The following is an 18,037-nucleotide window of genomic DNA, read 5'->3' on the forward strand; positions in this document are numbered from 1 at the left end:
GTGTCAGTCATCACCATCTCCATCTGCTATGATCGCCAGAAGGCGGGCAGCAGCACGCTGTTCGGCCTGTTTGCGCGACCCGGCGCTTGCCTCGGTTTCAGCAAACCCCTCGATTGATACGGCATAGGTCATTTCCGGCGCATGATCGGGTCCATGACGCGCCACAAGGCGATATTCGGGAAGCGCGATGCCCTTGCTCATGGCGAATTCCTGAAGTCGCGATTTCGCATCCTTGTCATCCTTTGCCGGCGCTGCGGCGTCGAATGGCCAATGCGCCATCACCAGAGCCTGGACCGGCCCCATACCACCATCGAGATAGATCGCCGCCATCAGGCTTTCGACAACGTCGGACAGGATCGATTCATTGGCATCGACATCCATACCGCTTTGCACCCTGATATGACTGGCCAGACCAAGGTGGCGCGCCACATCGGCCAATGTCGACTGTCTGGCAGCGGCGTGAAACCGCAGCGACAAGGCACCTTCATCATCATCCGGATGGGTGGCGTGGAAATGCGTCGCCAGAACAAGTCCAAGAACGCGGTCGCCAAGGAATTCCAGCCGTTCATAGGTAACGTCACGCAACTTCGCACTGGAATGTGTGAGCGCCTCGACAAGCAGGCGGCGGTCCGCGAATTTGTGCCCGATGATCTCTTCGAGCGCTGTCAAATCTTCATCCTGTGGGCGCGAACAGGTCAAGTAATGCCATCCCCGATACGGCCATAGCGAATTGCGAACGGCCATTTCCAGACCTGCCACCAGCGGGCGGTGCCGTTATGGCTGAAGAACAGGAACTGCGCTTTGCCAATCAGATTTTCAAACGGAACCATGCCAACAGACGTGGTACGGCTGTCATTCGAATTGTCGCGATTGTCGCCCATCATGAAGAAATGCCCGTCCGGCACGACATAGGTTGGCGTGTTGTCGAGGATACCGCGATCCGTCATCTCGCGGATGCGATGCGTGCTGCCTTCGGGAAGGGATTCCAGATAATCATCATATTTCATCACCCTGACGCCATTGGTTGCGGTGCCAACATCGGCATGCTGGCGCTGCACAGGCGTGTTGTTGATGTGAAGCACACCATCCCGAACGGCGACTTCATCACCCGGAAGGCCGACAACGCGCTTGATGAAGGCAACGGATTCATTTTTTGGCTGGCGGAAAACAACGACATCGCCCCGTTCGGGTTCATCACCAAGAATGCGCCCGTCGAACGGGACAATGCCAAGCGGAAATGAATAGCGTGAATACCCATAGGAAAATTTCGACACAAACAGGTAATCACCAATCTTCAGGGTTGGGATCATCGACCCGGAAGGAATGTTGAAGGGTTCGAAAAGAAACGATCGAAAACAAAGCGCCAGCGCACCGGCAATGATAATTGTACGGAATGGCTCGAAGCTCTTTTCCCTTTTCTTCGTACTCATACGTTTCGACCGGATCCTGTTGCTGTCATGTAACCTGTCTTTGCGCCGAAACCACCACGAAAGCAACCGCATAGGGCGGTTCGTCGCTGAGCGACAGGCTGGCTGCCGCGTTATACCCTTCAGGTGTCAGCCTCTCAAGCGCCGTTTTACACTGGCCGGTCAACAGCAGTTCGGGCGCGCCGTCGGCACGATTGATGATTTCAGCATCACGCCATCCCATCCCCTCGACCCCTGCCCCGGTCAACGCCTTGTAGACAGCTTCCTTGGCAGCAAACCGTTTCGCATAATACAGTCCCGGCTGGCCACGCTTGCTGGCCTCGGCACGTTCGGCATCGGTGAAGATTCTGTTCAGGAACCGGTCGCCAAACCGGTCGATCGAGCGCTGGATACGACGTTCATCCACAATATCTGTGCCAATGCCAAGGATCACGAAGCGCGCGCCTCATTCATCAGACGACGCATTCTTGCGATGGCGGCGTCCAATCCGACAAACAGGCTTTCACCCATCAGGAAATGCCCGATATTCAACTCATGCATCTGCGGAATGGCCGCAATTTGTCCGACCGTGTCAAAATCAAGCCCATGCCCGGCATGACATTCAAGACCCAGTGACTCGGCCAGCAAGGCGCCCGCCCTGATGCGCGCCAGTTCGGCATCACGCGTCTCGACATCATGGCAATAACGACCTGTATGAAGTTCGACAATATCCGCCCCAACCGCCGCCGCAGCGCGAATTTCCACCTCACTTGCCTCAATGAACAGTGACAGTCTGATGCCGGCATCGCGAATGCGGCTGAAAATCGGCTCCAATTCAGCCTCGCGCCCGGCAACAGCCAACCCGCCCTCGGTTGTCACTTCCTCGCGGCGTTCCGGCACAATACATGCCGCATTCGGTTTGACCTGACATGCGATGTCGGCCATTTCCCGGGTTGCCGCCATTTCAAAATTCAACGGCAGCGAAATTGCCGCTTTCACGTCGTGGATATCCGCATCACGAATATGACGCCTGTCCTCGCGGAGATGGGCAGTAATGCCATCGGCGCCAGCCGCCTGCGCTGCCAGCGCGGCGCGAACCGGATCAGGATTGCCGCCGCCCCGGGCATTGCGAAGCGTTGCAACGTGATCGATGTTGACACCAAGCCGAAGTGCATTTTTGGTCATGGGCCTGTCTTTCATGGGCCTATCTTGCCTTTCTGTATTCCCTTGTGCGCCCGCTCTGCGTTTTTGTCATATCCGGGTGATCTGCCGGGAGGGTCTATATCAGGTGTGCCAGCCTGCCTGTTGTCGTTTTCCGATTGCAGGCCGGCACGCCGCAATCGCGCTGCCGCCAGACGTTTTGCCCGGTGACGGCGCCACCCGTCCACCGCCCAGTAGGTAAATCCGAAACTGGCAAACCAGGCAATCGTTCCCAGAACAAGACAGCCGACAATGATCGGCATGAAAAGCGCACCAATCAATGCCGCCGGATCGGCAATGAACGCGTTCATGAAAGCGGGAAGCGTGCCACCGATGGAATTAACCGTGCCGCCGAATTCGGTAATGATAAAGGCACCCAGCCTGTAATCCAGATAGAAGAACAGGGGAAACGTCCAGGGATTGCCAATGAAAGTGGCAAACAGACATGCCAGCAGATTGCCACGGGTCAGATAGGCCAGCATCATCCCGACCAGCAGATGCAGTCCCAGAAATGGCGTAAAGGAAACGGCCGCGCCCCAGGCCGCACCAGTCGCGATCGACAGGGTCGATCCGGGCATCCTCTTGATCCGCTGGATCAGGTAGGAAAACAGACGCCGAAAGCCCCTGGCCGGCCAGACGACACTGCGGACCTGGTCAATCCTTGATTGGGCGCGACGGCGTTTGAACATAGGGCATCCCGTTCACTTTGAGGTGACAAATTCCGGCGTATATCCAGGGCATCTCGGAAAGCATGTTTTCAGCGTCATACGCTGTCGGCACGCTCGACACTCTCGACATATTTATTCGCCTGAAGAACCGCAATGATTGCCCGCATATGTTCGACGTCTTTGACTTCCAGGTCCAGTTCAAAACGGAAAAAATCCGGATTTCGGTCGGTCAGGTGAAGATTTGAAATGTTGCCACCCTGCTGGCTGATCACCGTGGCAAGCGACGCCAGTGATCCCGGTTCGTTTGTCAGCACGGTATTCAGACGCCCGTTCACCCGGCGCAGGCTGTCCTTCTCCCACGAGACATCAAGCCACAGTTCCGGCGCGTCGGAAAACTTGCTCAGCGTTGAACAGCCGACCTTGTGGACAGTGATGCCCTTGCCGGTGGTGAAGATGCCCACAATGGCCTCACCGGGCAGTGGATGGCAACATCTGGCAATGGTGACAGCCGTGCCGGCATCATCACCGTTGATCTTCAGTTTCGGATGACGATTGCCATCGCGTTTCCGGTCCTTCCTGCCACGATCATTGTCAGCGACAATGTCGGGATGAAGGCGCTCCAGAACGCGGATCGGCTGCAACCTGTCCTCGCCAACCAGCGCGAAAACCTCCTCGACCCTGGTCACACCGAAGGCGGACAGCGACTGTTCCAGAGCGCGACTGCGGAACGGTCGGTCATATTCACGAAACGTCTTTTCAATCAGCGCCCGGCCAATGCGGCTGAATTCGGTCACCCGCTGCGCGCGATGGAAACGGCGAATGGCCGATTTCGCACGCCCGGTCTTCACGAAGCTTTCCCATTCGGCGCGGGGCTTGGCCTGGCTTGATGTCAGGATATCGATCTGATCGCCATTCTGCAGCTCGGTCGCCAGCTGCCGGGTCTTGCCATTGATCCTTACACCAACACAGGTCTCGCCAATCTGCGTATGCACGGCATAGGCAAAATCCACCGCTGTCGCCCCGCGCGGCAGCGCGATCAAATCCCCCCGTGGTGTGAAGCAGAAAACCTGATCACGATAGAGGTCCATCTTGGTGTGTTCGAGGAATTCATCAGCACCAGCCTCCTCGTCGAGTAACCCGACAAGTTCCTGAACCCATCCATATTTCCGTGCGCCATGATCCTGACTGCCATCCTTGTAGTGCCAGTGCGCGGCAACCCCATGCTCGGCAACCTGATGCATCTCGGGTGTGCGGATTTGAACCTCGATACGATGGTTCTGCGGACCAAGCAGGCCGGTATGAAGCGATCTGTACCCGTTCCGTTTAGGGGTCGAGATATAGTCCTTGAACCGGCCCATCACGGTTGGGTAATTCTGATGCAGTTGGCCAAGTCCCCGGTAGCAATCCTCGACCGTCGGCACCAGAACCCGAAAGGCCACAATGTCCGCAAGCTGGTCCATTGTTACCGCCTTTGTCTGCATCTTCCGCCAGATCGAATAAGGGGATTTCAGGCGGCCTGTCACACTGCATTCGATGCCAATCTGTTCAAGCGTTGCCTGCAGCTCGACAGAAATCGTGGGAATGGTGATCTCGGCTTCGGTCGTCAGGAATTCCAGACGGGTCAGAATGCTCTGCCGCATTTCCCCGTTCAACACCTCGAACGCGCTGTCTTCCAGCTCGTTCTGGATTTTGGTCAGCCCGATCCGTTCGGCCAGCGGCGCATAGATATCCATCGTCTCGCGGGCGATCCGGGTCTGCTTTTCCGGCTTTGGAATGAAGGACAGTGTACGCATGTTGTGCGTCCGGTCGGCAAGCTTGACCATCAGGACGCGCACATCCTCGCTCATCGCCAGCAGCAATTTGCGAAAATTCTCGGCCTGGGCGCTGCTTGGCAGCGACTTGATCGCCAGCCGCGTCAGCTTTGTCACACCATCGACAAGCTGCGCGACATCACCGCCGAATTCCCTGTCGAGGGTCTCCAGCGTTACGTCGCAATCCTCGACGGTGTCATGAAGCAATGCTGTGATAATGCTGTCTTCATCGAGATGCATATCCAGCAGAATATGCGCGACAGCAATCGGATGCGTGTAATATGGCTCGCCAGAGGCCCGGACCTGGCCATCATGAGCGTTTCTGCCGAATTCGAACGCGCGCGCAAGGCGGTCAGCATCAACCGCCGCGTGATAGGCACGCATCTTTTCGATAATGGGATCAGCCGTTCCGATCATTGCCCTGTCGACAAGTGAAAAGCCGGCAGAACGCACAACCCGCGCATGCCCGGCGAAGAGGCTTAATCTTCGCCTGTCACCTGAGTAAGGTCAACATCCTCGAAGCCAGGCTCACTGTCGGCGGGTGAACTGATATGCATGCCGACCTCTGCGCCCTCGGCCTCGCTGTAATCACCAATCATTTCGGACAGGTCAACATCGACAGCGGACTGGGCTTCGACAAGCAGTTCGGGCTCTTCCTGTGCAGACAGGCGCTGCAGCTTCTTCACAATGCCATCGTTCAACCCGTTGAAATCAACCGACTCAGCCGCGATTTCGCGAAGGGCGATAACCGGATTCTTGTCGTTGTCGCGCTCAAGCGTTGGCAGATCGCCTTTCATGATGCCGCGTGCCCGCTGGGCGGCCGTCATCACGAGATCAAACCTGTTGGGAATTTTCTCGATACAGTCTTCTACGGTAACACGTGCCATTATGATCTCCCGTCTTCGCGCCAGACCCCCGCGCCACCAAAGCAAACACGCTTTGCAGGACAGGTCGGCGTCACCCGGTATGTGAAACGAACCGGTGATGTAACGCAAATCCGCGGCCCGCGCAAGTCGAAGCGTACATTTGGAGGACTTATGAGAAGACTTATTGAGGACAGCCTATGACGGCATGCGCCGGATCACCTGATCTCCGGGAAGTGACGAGACCAGATCTGCAATCCCCCTTCCCGTCGACGGATGCACATAATCCGGTGCCACATCCTGAAGCGGCAACAGCACAAAGGCCCGTTGATGCATGCGGGGATGCGGCAGCGTGATCTGATCGTCCTGATGTCGAATGCCGCCGAAATCCAGAAGGTCCAGATCAAGAACCCGTGCTTCGTTCCTGACCATTCTCACCCGCCCGAAACGGGCCTCAATGCGATGCAGAGCCTGCAGGGTATCATGCATTGACAGCTCGGTCCAGGCCGCGATAACGGCGTTGGTAAACCAGGGCTGGTCCGTCAACGGCACAGGCGCTGTCTCAAACCAGGCAGATACGCTGATGGACACAATACCGGCATCGGCAAACATCGCGATCGCGGCCTCGCACCCTTCGCGCGACGTTTCAAACCCGTCAGGAACAAGATTGGCACCAATGCCAATCAGGATCGCGGTAGAGGTGGTGTTTTCAGATGATGACATAAAAGCTCTCTGGCTGGTTTTTGGCAGAATTGTTAGCGGTTCGTGCCGTAATCATACAGTTTGATCAATTTATTTATGAATTCTTTACAATTTGAAATGGCATGGAGTAATGTTCTGACATTACCAAACCAGCTTATTAATCGAATCGATAATGTCGTTGCGTAAAAGCATCCAATAGACCGAACCGAATTTCCGCCGCAGGCAAAGACATTTTCTGATTAAATTAAAAGGAAATTGCCGTGACAAACACCCCTTCAAACACCCCCTTACCCGAACGAACCGTACTGTTTATCGACGGATCGAACTTCTATGCAGCCGCGCGCGCCCTTGGCATGGATATCGACTATGCGCGGATGCGCTCCCACTTCGCCGCAAACGCCAATCTGATCCGGGCCTGCTACTATACCGCCCTTCCCGAGGATCAGGAATATTCACCATTGCGGCCATTGATCGACTGGCTTGACTATAACGGCTATTCGGTCGTCAGCAAGCTGACCCGCGAATTCACCGACCCCGATACCGGCAAACGTCGTGTGAAGGGAAATATGGATATGGAAATCGCACTGGATATGCTGCGCTTGGCACCGAAGATCGAGCATGCCATCCTGTTTTCCGGTGATGGTGATTTCTGTCGTCTTCTCGAGGATGTTCAGGGCATGGCCGTGCGGGTGACTGTTGTCTCGACGACAAAGACTTCGCCGCCGATGGCCGCCGACTCGCTTCGCCGGATGGCTGACGAGTTCATCGAAATGGAAGACCTTCGTGAATTCATCACCAGGCCGCCGCGCCCCAAGGTTGAAAGCGAAGACGACGACGACAGCTGACAAGCGATGTGTAGAGGGGGACGAATGTGACGTGCTTTATTCCCCCCTCGGCAGATTGCAGTCATTGCAAGCGCCTCGTCGAGTTGAGACATCGTTGCCGACAGCAGGAACCTTCATGGCATAACGCGCCTGTCGAATCGCTGGGTGCCATTTCGGCGCGCATTCTGATCGTCGGGCTGGCACCCGGTCTGCGCGGTGCCAACCGCACTGGCCGCCCCTTTACCGGCGATTCAGCCGGTGGGTATCTGTTTGCCATGCTGCGTCGTTTCGGCCTGGCAAAAGGTGATTATCGTGATGATGGCAATGACGACATCCAGCTGATCGATGTTCGGATCACCAACGCTGTGCGCTGTCTTCCGCCCGCAAACAAGCCTGTCGCCGCCGAAATCAATGCCTGCCGACCCTTTCTGGCGGCAGAGATCAATGCGATGCCGCGTCTTGACACAATCCTGACCATGGGGCGACTTGCGCATGACGCCACCCTGCGCGGGCTCGGGATCCGGCCCACCACCCTGCCATTCGCACATGGCGCCAGCCAGACGGCTGTCACAGACCGCGGGCATCTCACCGTGGTAAGTTCCTATCACTGCTCGCGTTACAACACCCAGACACGACGTCTGACGGATGCGATGTTTGCCGATATTTTCCGGATGATCACCGGACAGCCCGGCAATACCGGACACTAGCCCTTGCTGCGAAGAAGCCGTGCCTTGTCGCGGCCCCAGTCGCGATCCTTTGCCGCCTGCCGCTTGTCCTGCTTGCGCCGTCCCTTGGCAAGCCCGATCTGTATCTTCGCACGCCCCCGGTCGTTGAAATACAGCACCAGCGGAACAAGCGTCATTCCCTCGCGCCGGATCAGCCCCAGAAGCTTGTTCCGTTCCCGCGTCTTGACCAGCAATTCGCGAGGTCGGCGGGGTTCGTGGTTTTCACGCGCCGGTTCATAGATCGGAATGTTGGCGTTGAATAGCATCAACCTGCCCTTGTCCTCGCCGGCATAGCTCTCGGCGATGCTGGCACGGCCTGTGCGAAGCGATTTGACCTCACTGCCCGTCAGCACCAGACCGGCCTCGATCTGTTCCTGAATCTCATATTCATGTCTGGCGCGTCGGTTCTCGGCGACGCGGCCGGTCGTTATGTGCCCCTTGGCCATGGATCCATTCCCGCCAGTCGCACCGGCACCGTCCCGGCCATGCCGGGATCCAGCATCTAGTTGATCAGTCCGGCGCCACGAAGCGCCGAAGTTACACGAGCCTTGCTTGACTCGGCAATCTCGCACAAGGGAAGCCGTGTTTCGGAACCACACAGACCCAGCAGCTCGGCTGCATATTTGACAGGCCCCGGACTGGCTTCACAGAACATGGCGTCATGCACCGCAATCATCCGGTTGTTGATTTGCTGCGCGGTTTTCACATCGCCAGCCTGCCAGGCGTTATGCATATCGGCCATCTGGCGCGGCGCGATGTTCGACGTAACCGAAATCGCGCCATGTCCCCCACCGGCAAGATAGGGAAGTGTTGTCGCGTCCTCACCCGACAGCTGGGCAAAGCCGTTGCCAAGCGTGTTCAGGATCCGCGGCGGACGCCCGACATCCGAAGTGGCATCCTTGATCCCGACGATGTTGGGGAATGCGCCGGCCATCCGGGCCAGATTATCATCATCAACGCGGACAATCGACCGACCCGGAATATCATAGACAATCACCGCCACATCAACAGCTTCAGCAACGGCGGTGAAATGGCGATACAGGCCTTCCTGGGTCGGTTTGTTGTAATAGGGGCTGACGATCAGCACGCCATCGGCACCGGCTGCCGCGGCATGTTTTGCCAGCCGTACCGCTTCGGCAGTGCTGTTCGACCCGGCACCGGCAATCACCGGCACGCGGCCCGCCGCCTGGTCGATGCACAATTCGACAACGCGATCATGTTCATCATGCGACAGCGTCGGCGATTCCCCGGTTGTGCCGACAGGTACAAGCCCATGCGTTCCATTCTGGATCTGGAATTCGACAAGTTTTCGGAACGCATCCTCATCAACCCGGCCATTGCTGAACGGCGTGATCAGCGCGGTATAGGATCCGGCAAAGGCCGGCATGGCAGTATCTTGTGACATCGGATGGTTCCTGTGTTCCCTATTGAGGGCCCAAAATAGGCCCGCCCCGTTGGGATGACAAGTCCGCATTCGGCGCTGATCGCCAAGACAGCCCCACCGCCGTCAGCTTCCCGGTTGCTCCGTCCTGCCGCCACAGCTAGGCTTTGCATTACCACCCGTCAGCAGACCGGGCCGGCCAGATTACATTATACGATCACAGCACATTACATGATCAGGACAAAGGCATGACAAATCAGATCCGCCCCGCCATCGGCATTGACGACATCCGCACTGCCGCCGCACGCATTGCCCCCTTTACCGTGCGCACGCCTCTTGTTGAATCACCACGGCTGAATGACTGGCTTGGGTTCCGGTTGCTGGTCAAGGCGGAATGCCTCCAGTATACCGGCTCGTTCAAGCTTCGCGGTGCCACCAACACGGTGATGAGCCTGCCGGACAGCGTCACCGATGTTGTCGCCTATTCCAGCGGCAACCACGCCCAGGCGGTTGCCCGTGCGGCCAGCCTTCGTGGGATGCGCGCCGTGATCGTGATGCCTGCCGATGCGCCGGCGATGAAGATTGAAGGCACCAGAGCCTATGGTGCCGAGGTGGTGACCTATGACCGCTACACCGAAAATCGCGAGGCCATTGGCGGTGCCATTGCGGCCGAACGTGGGGCGGAACTGATCCCGCCTTTCGAGGATGTCAGGGTCATGGCGGGTCAGGGAACAATCGGTCTGGAAATCGCGCAGCAATGTACCGAAATGGGTGTGAAACCCGACCATGTCGTCAGCTGTTGTGGTGGTGGCGGACTGATCGCCGGGGTCAGCCTTGCCATCCGTTCAGAGATACCGACAGCCAGAATCTGGGCCGCCGAGCCGGCCGATTTTGACGATACCATCCGTTCGCTTGCCAGCGGCAGGATTGAACATGTCCACCCCGAGGCGCGCTCGATCTGCGATGCGGTGGTTACCCCGGCGCCCGGCGATATGACGTTCGCCATCAACCGCACAACGCTGGCGGGTGGATTTGGGGTCAGCGACGATCTGGTGCTTCAGGTCATGGCCACGGCTTTCAAACATCTGAAGCTGGTGATCGAACCGGGAGGCGCGGTGGCGCTGGCTGCCGCGCTCGACCGCCGCCTGCCCGCCGATACAGCCTGCGCCGTAGTGGTCGCGTCTGGCGGGAATGTCGATGCCGAGATGTTCAGGCGCGCTCTGGACGCCGGCCCCCTGATCTAGAGCCTGGTCTCTTCCCGACCCAGGCTCCGTCCCTTGGGGCGAAGCCGCGATGTCTTTTGGTGAAGTTTTTTTACCGGAAGAGTTTGGCGTGGGAGCCGATGCGGGCCAGACGCAGATCGTCGTCGACCGCGCCGGTGGCGCCGCGCCTGACGGTGATCGGGAAGACGCAGTCCCAGCAGATGTCGGTGACCGGGTTGACGAAGCGGCCGGTGCAGACCTGCGCGCGGGCCTGCGTGGTCAGGGCCAGCACCACCAGCCAGCCAGCGAGGATGATCACAAACGGCTTCAGGACAGGACGGATCATGACGCGCCTCCCTGACAGAGGTGAAAATCCGCACAACGCACGGGAACGTGAATTGAGAGCCTATTTTTTATATTTATGTTTAATCTGTGGATCGGATCGGCGAATACCTCTATGAATGGGATGAGGACAAACGTCGGAGGACGCTGCAGGACCGCGGTGTCGATTTTGCCGACATGGCATTTTTTGACTGGGAGGCGGCCCTCACACGAACGGATGTTCGCCGTGACTATGGCGAGACGAGGTCTTCTTCGATTGGCTTTATCAAAGAACGCCTCCACGTCTGTATCTGGTGCTGGCGCGGGGATGCGATCCGGGTCATCTCTCTGAGAAAGGCAAATGCGGATGAACGGGAACGGTACCGAAAAATCATACGTTGATGATGATGGCGAGGCTCTGGAGCTTGACGATGCCTGGTTTGCCAAGGCGGTCCGTGGTCGGCCAAGGCTGCCGAGCGAAAAGCGCAAGAAGCAGATATCGATCCTCCTCGACCCCGACGTGATCGCCCATTTCAAGAAGGACGGTCGCGGATGGCAGACGCGGATCAATGCCGCCCTCAGGAAGGTTGCGGGTCTGTAACCTGCTGTCGGTCTCGCGATCATGACGCGCCCCTGCACCAGTTCGGTTTGCCCGTGAAGGGCCACCAGTGGCGGGCATGACCGCTTCTGACCATCACCGTCCCGAGATCGGGACCGGAGAGGCCCGGATGCGCCGGTGAGGTCGCCCTGATACGGACCAGCAGGCGTCCGTACCGGTAACTCGGGCTGATCGGCGGGGCCGGTGCCGACATCATGATCGGCGGCGCGGGAACGGATACGGCGTCCTGGGCCGGCTCGTCCACGGGGGTGTCGGTCATTCTGCAATCGCCGCCGCAGCCCGCCGCGCCGGTGAACCCGCGTCCCGATCCGGCCACCGGCACCTTCAGCTTCGACGATCTGTTTGGCCCTGACGAGCCCGCGCCCGCGCCGATCCCCGTCCCGAACGGCCTTCTGGGTGATGCGCAGGGGGATGTTCTGTCAGGCATCGAAAACCTGACCGGATCGGACCATGACGACAGGCTTGGCGGCGACGGGGGCGCGAATGTCCTTGACGGCGGCGACGGCGGCGACATCCTCGCCGGCCACGGGGGGAACGATGTGCTGATCGGCGGTGCCGGCGACGACGTGCTGGGCGGCGGCGAAGGCCGCGACAGGCTGACCGGCGGGGCTGACAGCGACAGGTTTCTTGTTGGTGGCATCACCACCGATCTGGAAAGCGCCGACCGCATTACCGATTTCTCCGGCGCGGGCGCCGAGCGCGACACGCTGTTCGTCAACAAAACCACCGGCAGTGTCTGGTACAGGCGCGAAGACGCCGACGGCGATGGCGACACCGACATGGTGATCTATGCCGACGCGGCGTTCACGCGGTTCTTGAGGATTACACGGGAATGCTGGAGACCGGCCATTTCGTGGATCATCTCGGCAACCCGACCGCCATAACTGTCAACGAAATCCTCTAGCACCGCTGGCGGGTGTCGCTTTGCCCCATCAGGACCGCGTAGACACCATGCTTGGCAGGGTTGCTCCGGTCATATCCCTCGACATATCTGTACAGCACTGTGTCGGCAAGGCCATTCCGATCCACGTCCTCATGCCGATAGAGAACGTGCCAGCGATCCGCAACCCGCAACTTATCCCCGTCCGACATGCTGAAGTCACGAATGATGTCGGCCCCACAAGCTGATCCCGCGACGTCGCTCACATCGAACTGGTCGGCACCGGCACCACCGTACAGCTCGTCCTTTCCGGCACCGCCCTCAAGTTCGTCATTGCCGACGGCCGTGCCGACTGGGTGATCGCGGTGCTGGATTCAACCCATCAGGAGCTGACGAACGAGAAGACCTTCTATGTCGAGATCAGCCGCGCCCGCGACCGTGCGATTATCGTGACGGACGACCGGATGCAGCTTGCCGAGACACTGGCGGCGAACAGCGGCGAGGCTGTATCCGCGCTTCAGGGGATCGGGGCAGAACCCACGACCACACGCGGCATGGCAACCGAAGCGCAGATGGCCGACGCGATCCAAAGCGCCCGCGATGACAGCGCCATGACCCTCGAAGAACGCGAGGCCGAATGGGCCGAAATGCCACCAGCGGAGGAGGAAAGGGAATATGGGATCGCAGCAGACTCGTCCGCGCATCAAACGGATGCCAACCCGCGACATGGGACGGAAAAAACGCGCGACGCCGAAATGGAGATGTGAGGGGCAACTAAACACGAGCAAACCAACTCTGCTATAACACCTAAACGCATGACGAATACACCGCGACGATGCTGAGATAGCCTTCCATTACCACACAGACCTTTCCGGCGCGTGATGCCAGCACCGCCGAAGTGTCGTCAACACATCTTGATGGCCAGATTTCTTTTGATCTGGACGGGTAGATGTTCCGCGCTAGATCAGTCTGCGAAGAAGGTGGGAAGAAATCACTCGGGCGATATCCATTGTCCAAGCCGCGAACTTTCAACACATCCGTCAGATCGCAGATGCGGATTCGATGCATGCAAATAAGTTACGAAAATATAAAATCGAACTATGACCATTGAACGAGGGCAGCATGACTTTCGCAGTGCGCTCCGCCGACCAGATGGCAGTCATCCATCCCAAAGCAGTAGAAGAGCTTTGAAGGCATTTCGGGACAACTTTGTTCTCGAGACATGAGGTCAAACAGCAAGCTTTTGTGCGCATCGAGGCACAACATAAGAATGGCTTTTAATCGAAATTAGCTGGCACGAGCGACTCTAGACAGGTGCTCGTGCCAGCCTGGAGGATTACTTGGTGGCCTGCACCATTTGCAGCAAATCAGCTCCGTGCTTGGAAATGAAGTCTTGGTATACAGGCTCCATGCGGTCGCGGAACGCAGCAACATTGGCCTCATTGACCTTCATGCCCTTTGCCTTGAGTTCTTCAACAGCAGCAGCACCTACCTTGCCGGTGAGGTTGATCTCATACTCCTGAAGTGCTGCCCCTTCTTCCACAAGTACGGCCTGCTGTTCGGATGTCAGACTACTCCATGTGGCGTTGCTGATGGCGACAATCCCTGGAGGCCGGAAATGCTGGGTCATCGAGAAGTAACCGCTCACCTCGTAGAATTTGTCGTTCAGGACATTGCCGGCAGCGTTTTCACCGCCATCCAGCACACCCTGCTCAAGCGCGGTGTACAATTCGCTATATGACATCGGTGTAGCAGATCCGCCCATGGCGTTCAGAGTGTTCACCATCAATGGACTTTCCATCACGCGAATCTTGAGACCATTCATGTCCTCAGGTGTCACGACGGGCCGTACCTTGTTGAACACATTCCGGTATCCATTGTCGAACCAGGCAATGATCTTGAGACCGCGAGCGTTTGCCATCTCGCTGTATTTGGCCCCAACCGGCCCCGTAACAACAGCCTTGAAATGTTCGGTGTCACGGATGAGATATGGCAGGCTGAAAAGGTCGAACTTGGGGATAAACCCACTAACCGGCGCTGTCGAGACCTGGGCCATCTGAATGCTTCCAAGCATCATACCCTCGATGTAATCCCTTTCGCCACCAAGCTGTCCGCCATCCAGAACCTCGATTGCAAGGCCGACATTACGCGCAGCCACACGATCGGCAAACCAGCGCAGTGACACATTGTGGTGATGGGATGGCCCGGTGACAGAAGCCACCCGGATGGTGGTGTCTGCCGCATAGGCAGGATAGGCCAGTGCCGCGACGGACACGGCGGCTGCCAGGCCGACACTCTTCAGAAAAGTTCTCTTACGCATTTTTTGCTTCCTCCATTAGCATGGTTCTATTCCGTTTATTATTGGGGCCCTGAGGCCGAGGGTTTCCTCCCTTTGAGAAGGAAATCTTTGGCAAAGGAGTTCATCCCTGCACTGCAAAATCGTCAGGCTCTTCCAGCACCAGCTTGTTCAACGGGCGCACGCCATCTTCGGTAACCGCAACGACAACCTCGATCCGGTAACCACCTCCAGGAAGGCCATGCAAATCCAGCTTGACTGCCAGGGTCATTCCTGCCTCAAGCATGAAGTCGCTGTCCGAGCTGAGGTTTGGCGGCTCGACAACATCTAGTCCAACAGCATGTCCAACGCCTCGCAGACCCTGCGCATAGGGTGTGAAATTCTTGGCAAAGCCGTGCGGCTCCAGTTCCGCAAGAAGACTGTCAAAAATCGAGCGTGCCGTAATACCGGCGCGAATGGTGGGGATAACCTTTTTAAGCGCCTTGTGACCTTCAATGAGGGCGCGTTTCTGCTCGGGCTCGGCACCCGGCATCAGGATAGTGATGCCGCCATCATTGCAGTAGTGTTCGACAGCCGGGTTGAAATCGAGCATGACGAATTCGCCAGGCCGGATTTTCCGGTCAATGGCACGCCAGGCTGGATAATCGGTGTTCGGCCCTGACATCACCACGGTTGCCGATCCGATGTCGGCATTCATTTGACGCGCGATACCCTCGGCAAGGCCGGCGACCTGAATCTCGGTCATGCCAACCTTGACCTCCTTCGCTGCCTGCCTGAGGACGGCATCATTGATTTCGGCGGCGCGCTCCATCAGCGCGATTTCCGCTTCGGACTTGATTTTCCGCAGATCCAACATGATGTCGTCGCGCGAGACAATTTCCGCCTCCGGAACGGCGTCGCGCAGCTGCTCGTAAATCTCTACTGGCAGGATGTTCTTGCCAATAAGGCCGATTCTGCTGGCGCGTCCGACAATCGGACGAAAGACCTGGGGAAAATCAGAATAGGGGCGATGAATGCCACGCACATCCTCGATCCAGCAGATGTCTTTGGCCGCATAGGCATTCAGGCGCCCAAGAAACACAACCGGATCATTGTCACCCACCAGCAAAACAAGTTGCGGCGATTCCTCGATCACATTGATCGGTTTATAATTCGTAATATAGGACGAATGCCCCGAACGATATTCGTCGGAATAGATGATCAGGGCGTCGAAACCCTCTTCCGACATTCGATACCGAAGGGATTCGACCCGTTGTCTAAGTTCCTCAACCGAAATACTCAAAGCGATGTCCTCTCTTTTTTTTTAAAGCTAATTACCCAGAAGATTCGGGACCGTTGTGATAAGGCCGGGAAAGAGCACGACAGCCAACAGAACACAGACCAGCACGGCACAGAACGGCACCAGTCCACGGAATGCCTGCGAAATGGTCAGCCCAGCAATGGAACAACAGATGTAGGTGAGGATGCCGACGGGTGGCGTGACTGAGCCAATCACTACAGCCATCACGAGGATCACCCCAAAGTACACCGGATCAATGCCGATACCCGAAATGACCGGCAACAGAACAGGGGTGAAGATGATCAGGATCGGGATACCCTCGATGAACAACCCCAGCAGCAGGATGAAACCGACGATCAGGAGAACCGCCAGTGTCGGCTCAGTTGTGATACCGCCAAGCACATCGAGAACCGCCTTGCCAAAACCACCCCAGGCAAGCAACCACGCAAATGATGTCGCCATTGCGATCAGGAACATCGCTGCAGCTGTCGTCACCGCCGCATCAACCAGTAAATCACAGAGAAGCCTGAAGGTAAGTGTGCGATAGACGAATGTGCCCACAAGCGTGGCGTATGCGACGGCGACAACACCTGCCTCAGTTGCAGTGAACACCCCGGAAAAAATGCCGCCAAGAATGATCACTGGCATCGCCAGCGCCCACAGGGCATCACGGAAGGCCGGAAGGACCAGCGGCAGCTCGCTTCGCGCCGGTGCCGGGTAACCACGTTTCTTGGCAATGACATAGGCCATTGCCATCAGACCAGCGGCAACCATGAGACCCGGCACGAAACCGCCAAGGAACAGCTGCGCGATAGAGACATTGGCGATGGACCCATAAATTACCATCATGATGCTCGGCGGGATGATTGGCCCCATCGCACTCGCCGACGCATTTACCGCCACCGCATAATCAGCATCGAACCCGTTCTTGCGCATGGCCGGAATCATCATCGAACCAAGGGCCGAGGCATCTGCGGTGGCCGATCCGGAAATGCCGGAAAAGAACATGTTCGACACAATGGTGACATGCGCCAGCCCACCACGGATATGGCCGACAAGCGAGTTGGAGAACCTGACAATCCGTTCCGTGATGCCACAGGCATTCATCAGTTCACCCGCTATAATGAAGAACGGGATGGCGAGGAGCGTGAACGAATCAACACCGACGAAGGCGCGGGTCACTATGCTGTTCATCGGCAACGTTGCGTCAAAAAGAAGGGTCACGGCAGTCGCGATGCCAAGGGCGAATGCGATTGGCATGTTGATGAGAAGCAACGCAAAGAAAGTCATGAAGAGAATGGCAAGCATCGACATGACCTACTCCACTCGCCTTGCAGCAGTGCTGATCCGTCTGGCAATGCGCATGAAAGCAATGAGGGCAATCAGGCCCATCGACACCGGAATAGCCATGTAGATCCAAGACATCTGCAAGCCCAGCGCCGGTGATATCTGAAACATGTTCATCTTGATCACCGGAATGCTGGCGTAAATGACCGTGCCGGCAAACCCGGCAATCAGGGCGTTGATCAGCAAGTCAAGGATGCTTCTAAGTCGCTGGGGCAATGCGTTGACAAGAAGATCAACACCCAGATGTACACCCCGAAAGAAACCGATCGCACCGCCGAGGAAGACAATCCATACGAAGCAATACCGCGCCAGTTCTTCAGACCATGGCAGCGGTGCTTCAAGGAGATATCTAAAGATTACCTGCGCCAGCGTGACCAGCACCATCACGATGGAGATCACGATGATCGCCAGTTTCGTCAATCCCAGAAACGGCGTCACAATGCTGTTCTCAGGCTGTGTCAAGCTAGGCTCCATATATCGGCAGCATTCCTGATACGAATTATGAAATCGATT

General features: G+C 57.4%; 23 protein-coding genes and 1 pseudogene. 7 read left to right on the forward strand and 17 right to left on the reverse strand.

The genetic code is table 11. The annotated features are described in order from the left end of the window. Positions 1-3 precede the first annotated feature (3 nt). From rnc to folK, 8 genes are all read right to left on the reverse strand, one after another. Positions 4-669: a ribonuclease III gene (gene rnc / locus AB3X55_03495; protein MEX0502641.1), complete on the reverse strand. Its 666-nt coding sequence runs from the start codon at positions 667-669 to the stop codon at positions 4-6. A 26-nt stretch (positions 670-695) separates the two neighbouring features. Continuing rightward, a complete protein-coding gene (gene lepB / locus AB3X55_03500; GenBank protein MEX0502642.1) occupies positions 696-1,430 on the reverse strand; it encodes a signal peptidase I in 735 nt (244 codons plus the stop codon). Between the two features lie 25 nt (positions 1,431-1,455). Beyond that, positions 1,456-1,860 carry a holo-ACP synthase gene (acpS, locus tag AB3X55_03505; protein MEX0502643.1) on the reverse strand — a complete coding sequence of 135 codons (405 nt, stop codon included), beginning with the start codon at positions 1,858-1,860 and terminating at the stop codon, positions 1,456-1,458. Next, positions 1,857-2,591, reverse strand: coding sequence for a pyridoxine 5'-phosphate synthase (locus tag AB3X55_03510; protein ID MEX0502644.1), 735 nt, complete (start codon positions 2,589-2,591; stop codon positions 1,857-1,859). The genes acpS and AB3X55_03510 overlap by 4 nt, the downstream gene beginning before the upstream one ends. 11 nt (positions 2,592-2,602) lie before the next feature. Then, a complete protein-coding gene (locus tag AB3X55_03515; GenBank protein ID MEX0502645.1) occupies positions 2,603-3,295 on the reverse strand; it encodes a DUF2062 domain-containing protein in 693 nt (230 codons plus the stop codon). Positions 3,296-3,369: 74 nt separating this feature from the next. Beyond that, positions 3,370-5,538, reverse strand: coding sequence for a bifunctional (p)ppGpp synthetase/guanosine-3',5'-bis(diphosphate) 3'-pyrophosphohydrolase (locus AB3X55_03520; protein ID MEX0502646.1), 2,169 nt, complete (start codon positions 5,536-5,538; stop codon positions 3,370-3,372). A gap of 26 nt (positions 5,539-5,564) precedes the next feature. Beyond that, the gene (gene rpoZ / locus AB3X55_03525; protein ID MEX0502647.1) at positions 5,565-5,972 is read right to left on the reverse strand and encodes a DNA-directed RNA polymerase subunit omega; all 408 of its coding nucleotides are present in this window, start codon (positions 5,970-5,972) and stop codon (positions 5,565-5,567) included. A gap of 174 nt (positions 5,973-6,146) precedes the next feature. Then, positions 6,147-6,671: a 2-amino-4-hydroxy-6-hydroxymethyldihydropteridine diphosphokinase gene (gene folK, locus AB3X55_03530; GenBank protein MEX0502648.1), complete on the reverse strand. Its 525-nt coding sequence runs from the start codon at positions 6,669-6,671 to the stop codon at positions 6,147-6,149. A 239-nt stretch (positions 6,672-6,910) separates the two neighbouring features. Between folK and AB3X55_03535 the strand changes: the two genes are divergently transcribed. Next, positions 6,911-7,495 carry an NYN domain-containing protein gene (locus AB3X55_03535; protein MEX0502649.1) on the forward strand — a complete coding sequence of 195 codons (585 nt, stop codon included), beginning with the start codon at positions 6,911-6,913 and terminating at the stop codon, positions 7,493-7,495. 83 nt (positions 7,496-7,578) lie between these two features. Continuing rightward, positions 7,579-8,181 (forward strand): uracil-DNA glycosylase, encoded by a 603-nt coding sequence (locus AB3X55_03540; GenBank protein ID MEX0502650.1) that lies wholly within the window; start codon positions 7,579-7,581, stop codon positions 8,179-8,181. Here the strand turns inward: AB3X55_03540 and smpB are convergent. Together smpB and dapA are read right to left on the reverse strand one after the other, a co-directional pair. Continuing rightward, positions 8,178-8,645: an SsrA-binding protein SmpB gene (gene smpB, locus AB3X55_03545; protein ID MEX0502651.1), complete on the reverse strand. Its 468-nt coding sequence runs from the start codon at positions 8,643-8,645 to the stop codon at positions 8,178-8,180. The genes AB3X55_03540 and smpB overlap by 4 nt on opposite strands. A 56-nt stretch (positions 8,646-8,701) precedes the next feature. Beyond that, positions 8,702-9,604 carry a 4-hydroxy-tetrahydrodipicolinate synthase gene (gene dapA / locus AB3X55_03550; protein MEX0502652.1) on the reverse strand — a complete coding sequence of 301 codons (903 nt, stop codon included), beginning with the start codon at positions 9,602-9,604 and terminating at the stop codon, positions 8,702-8,704. A gap of 224 nt (positions 9,605-9,828) precedes the next feature. On the opposite strand from dapA, the gene AB3X55_03555 reads away from it, so the two are divergent. Beyond that, the gene (locus AB3X55_03555; GenBank protein ID MEX0502653.1) at positions 9,829-10,824 is read left to right on the forward strand and encodes a threonine/serine dehydratase; all 996 of its coding nucleotides are present in this window, start codon (positions 9,829-9,831) and stop codon (positions 10,822-10,824) included. 70 nt (positions 10,825-10,894) lie between these two features. On the opposite strand, the gene AB3X55_03560 is transcribed toward AB3X55_03555, so the two are convergent. Then, positions 10,895-11,128 carry a hypothetical protein gene (locus AB3X55_03560; protein ID MEX0502654.1) on the reverse strand — a complete coding sequence of 78 codons (234 nt, stop codon included), beginning with the start codon at positions 11,126-11,128 and terminating at the stop codon, positions 10,895-10,897. 173 nt (positions 11,129-11,301) lie between these two features. Here AB3X55_03560 and AB3X55_03565 point away from each other — a divergent pair, with 173 nt between their 5' ends. The 3 genes from AB3X55_03565 to AB3X55_03575 all read left to right on the forward strand — a co-directional run bounded on the left by AB3X55_03565 (position 11,302) and on the right by AB3X55_03575 (position 12,606). Continuing rightward, positions 11,302-11,505 (forward strand): BrnT family toxin, encoded by a 204-nt coding sequence (locus tag AB3X55_03565; protein MEX0502655.1) that lies wholly within the window; start codon positions 11,302-11,304, stop codon positions 11,503-11,505. Further along, positions 11,471-11,704 carry a BrnA antitoxin family protein gene (locus AB3X55_03570; GenBank protein MEX0502656.1) on the forward strand — a complete coding sequence of 78 codons (234 nt, stop codon included), beginning with the start codon at positions 11,471-11,473 and terminating at the stop codon, positions 11,702-11,704. Before AB3X55_03565 ends, AB3X55_03570 begins: the two co-directional genes overlap by 35 nt. A 209-nt stretch (positions 11,705-11,913) precedes the next feature. Continuing rightward, positions 11,914-12,606, forward strand: coding sequence for a calcium-binding protein (locus AB3X55_03575; protein MEX0502657.1), 693 nt, complete (start codon positions 11,914-11,916; stop codon positions 12,604-12,606). Positions 12,607-12,622: 16 nt separating this feature from the next. On the opposite strand, the gene AB3X55_03580 is transcribed toward AB3X55_03575, so the two are convergent. Together AB3X55_03580 and AB3X55_03585 are read right to left on the reverse strand one after the other, a co-directional pair. Continuing rightward, positions 12,623-12,814 carry a hypothetical protein gene (locus tag AB3X55_03580; GenBank protein MEX0502658.1) on the reverse strand — a complete coding sequence of 64 codons (192 nt, stop codon included), beginning with the start codon at positions 12,812-12,814 and terminating at the stop codon, positions 12,623-12,625. A gap of 63 nt (positions 12,815-12,877) precedes the next feature. Further along, positions 12,878-12,976: pseudogene (locus AB3X55_03585) on the reverse strand (hypothetical protein). Here AB3X55_03585 and AB3X55_03590 point away from each other — a divergent pair. Continuing rightward, a complete protein-coding gene (locus AB3X55_03590) occupies positions 12,968-13,369 on the forward strand; it encodes a hypothetical protein (GenBank protein ID MEX0502659.1) in 402 nt (133 codons plus the stop codon). The pseudogene AB3X55_03585 and the gene AB3X55_03590 overlap by 9 nt on opposite strands. 569 nt (positions 13,370-13,938) lie before the next feature. On the opposite strand, the gene AB3X55_03595 is transcribed toward AB3X55_03590, so the two are convergent. The 4 genes from AB3X55_03595 to AB3X55_03610 all read right to left on the reverse strand — a co-directional run bounded on the left by AB3X55_03595 (position 13,939) and on the right by AB3X55_03610 (position 17,962). Beyond that, positions 13,939-14,922: a TRAP transporter substrate-binding protein gene (locus tag AB3X55_03595; protein ID MEX0502660.1), complete on the reverse strand. Its 984-nt coding sequence runs from the start codon at positions 14,920-14,922 to the stop codon at positions 13,939-13,941. Positions 14,923-15,022: 100 nt separating this feature from the next. Then, the gene (locus tag AB3X55_03600; GenBank protein MEX0502661.1) at positions 15,023-16,180 is read right to left on the reverse strand and encodes a M24 family metallopeptidase; all 1,158 of its coding nucleotides are present in this window, start codon (positions 16,178-16,180) and stop codon (positions 15,023-15,025) included. A 27-nt stretch (positions 16,181-16,207) separates the two neighbouring features. After that, positions 16,208-17,491, reverse strand: coding sequence for a TRAP transporter large permease (locus tag AB3X55_03605; GenBank protein MEX0502662.1), 1,284 nt, complete (start codon positions 17,489-17,491; stop codon positions 16,208-16,210). A 3-nt stretch (positions 17,492-17,494) separates the two neighbouring features. Further along, the gene (locus AB3X55_03610) at positions 17,495-17,962 is read right to left on the reverse strand and encodes a TRAP transporter small permease (protein MEX0502663.1); all 468 of its coding nucleotides are present in this window, start codon (positions 17,960-17,962) and stop codon (positions 17,495-17,497) included. Between the last annotated feature and the right edge of the window lie 75 nt (positions 17,963-18,037).

It is taken from the genome of Alphaproteobacteria bacterium LSUCC0719 (genome assembly GCA_040839025.1).
Classification (GTDB): Bacteria; Pseudomonadota; Alphaproteobacteria; order Puniceispirillales; family Puniceispirillaceae; genus UBA8309.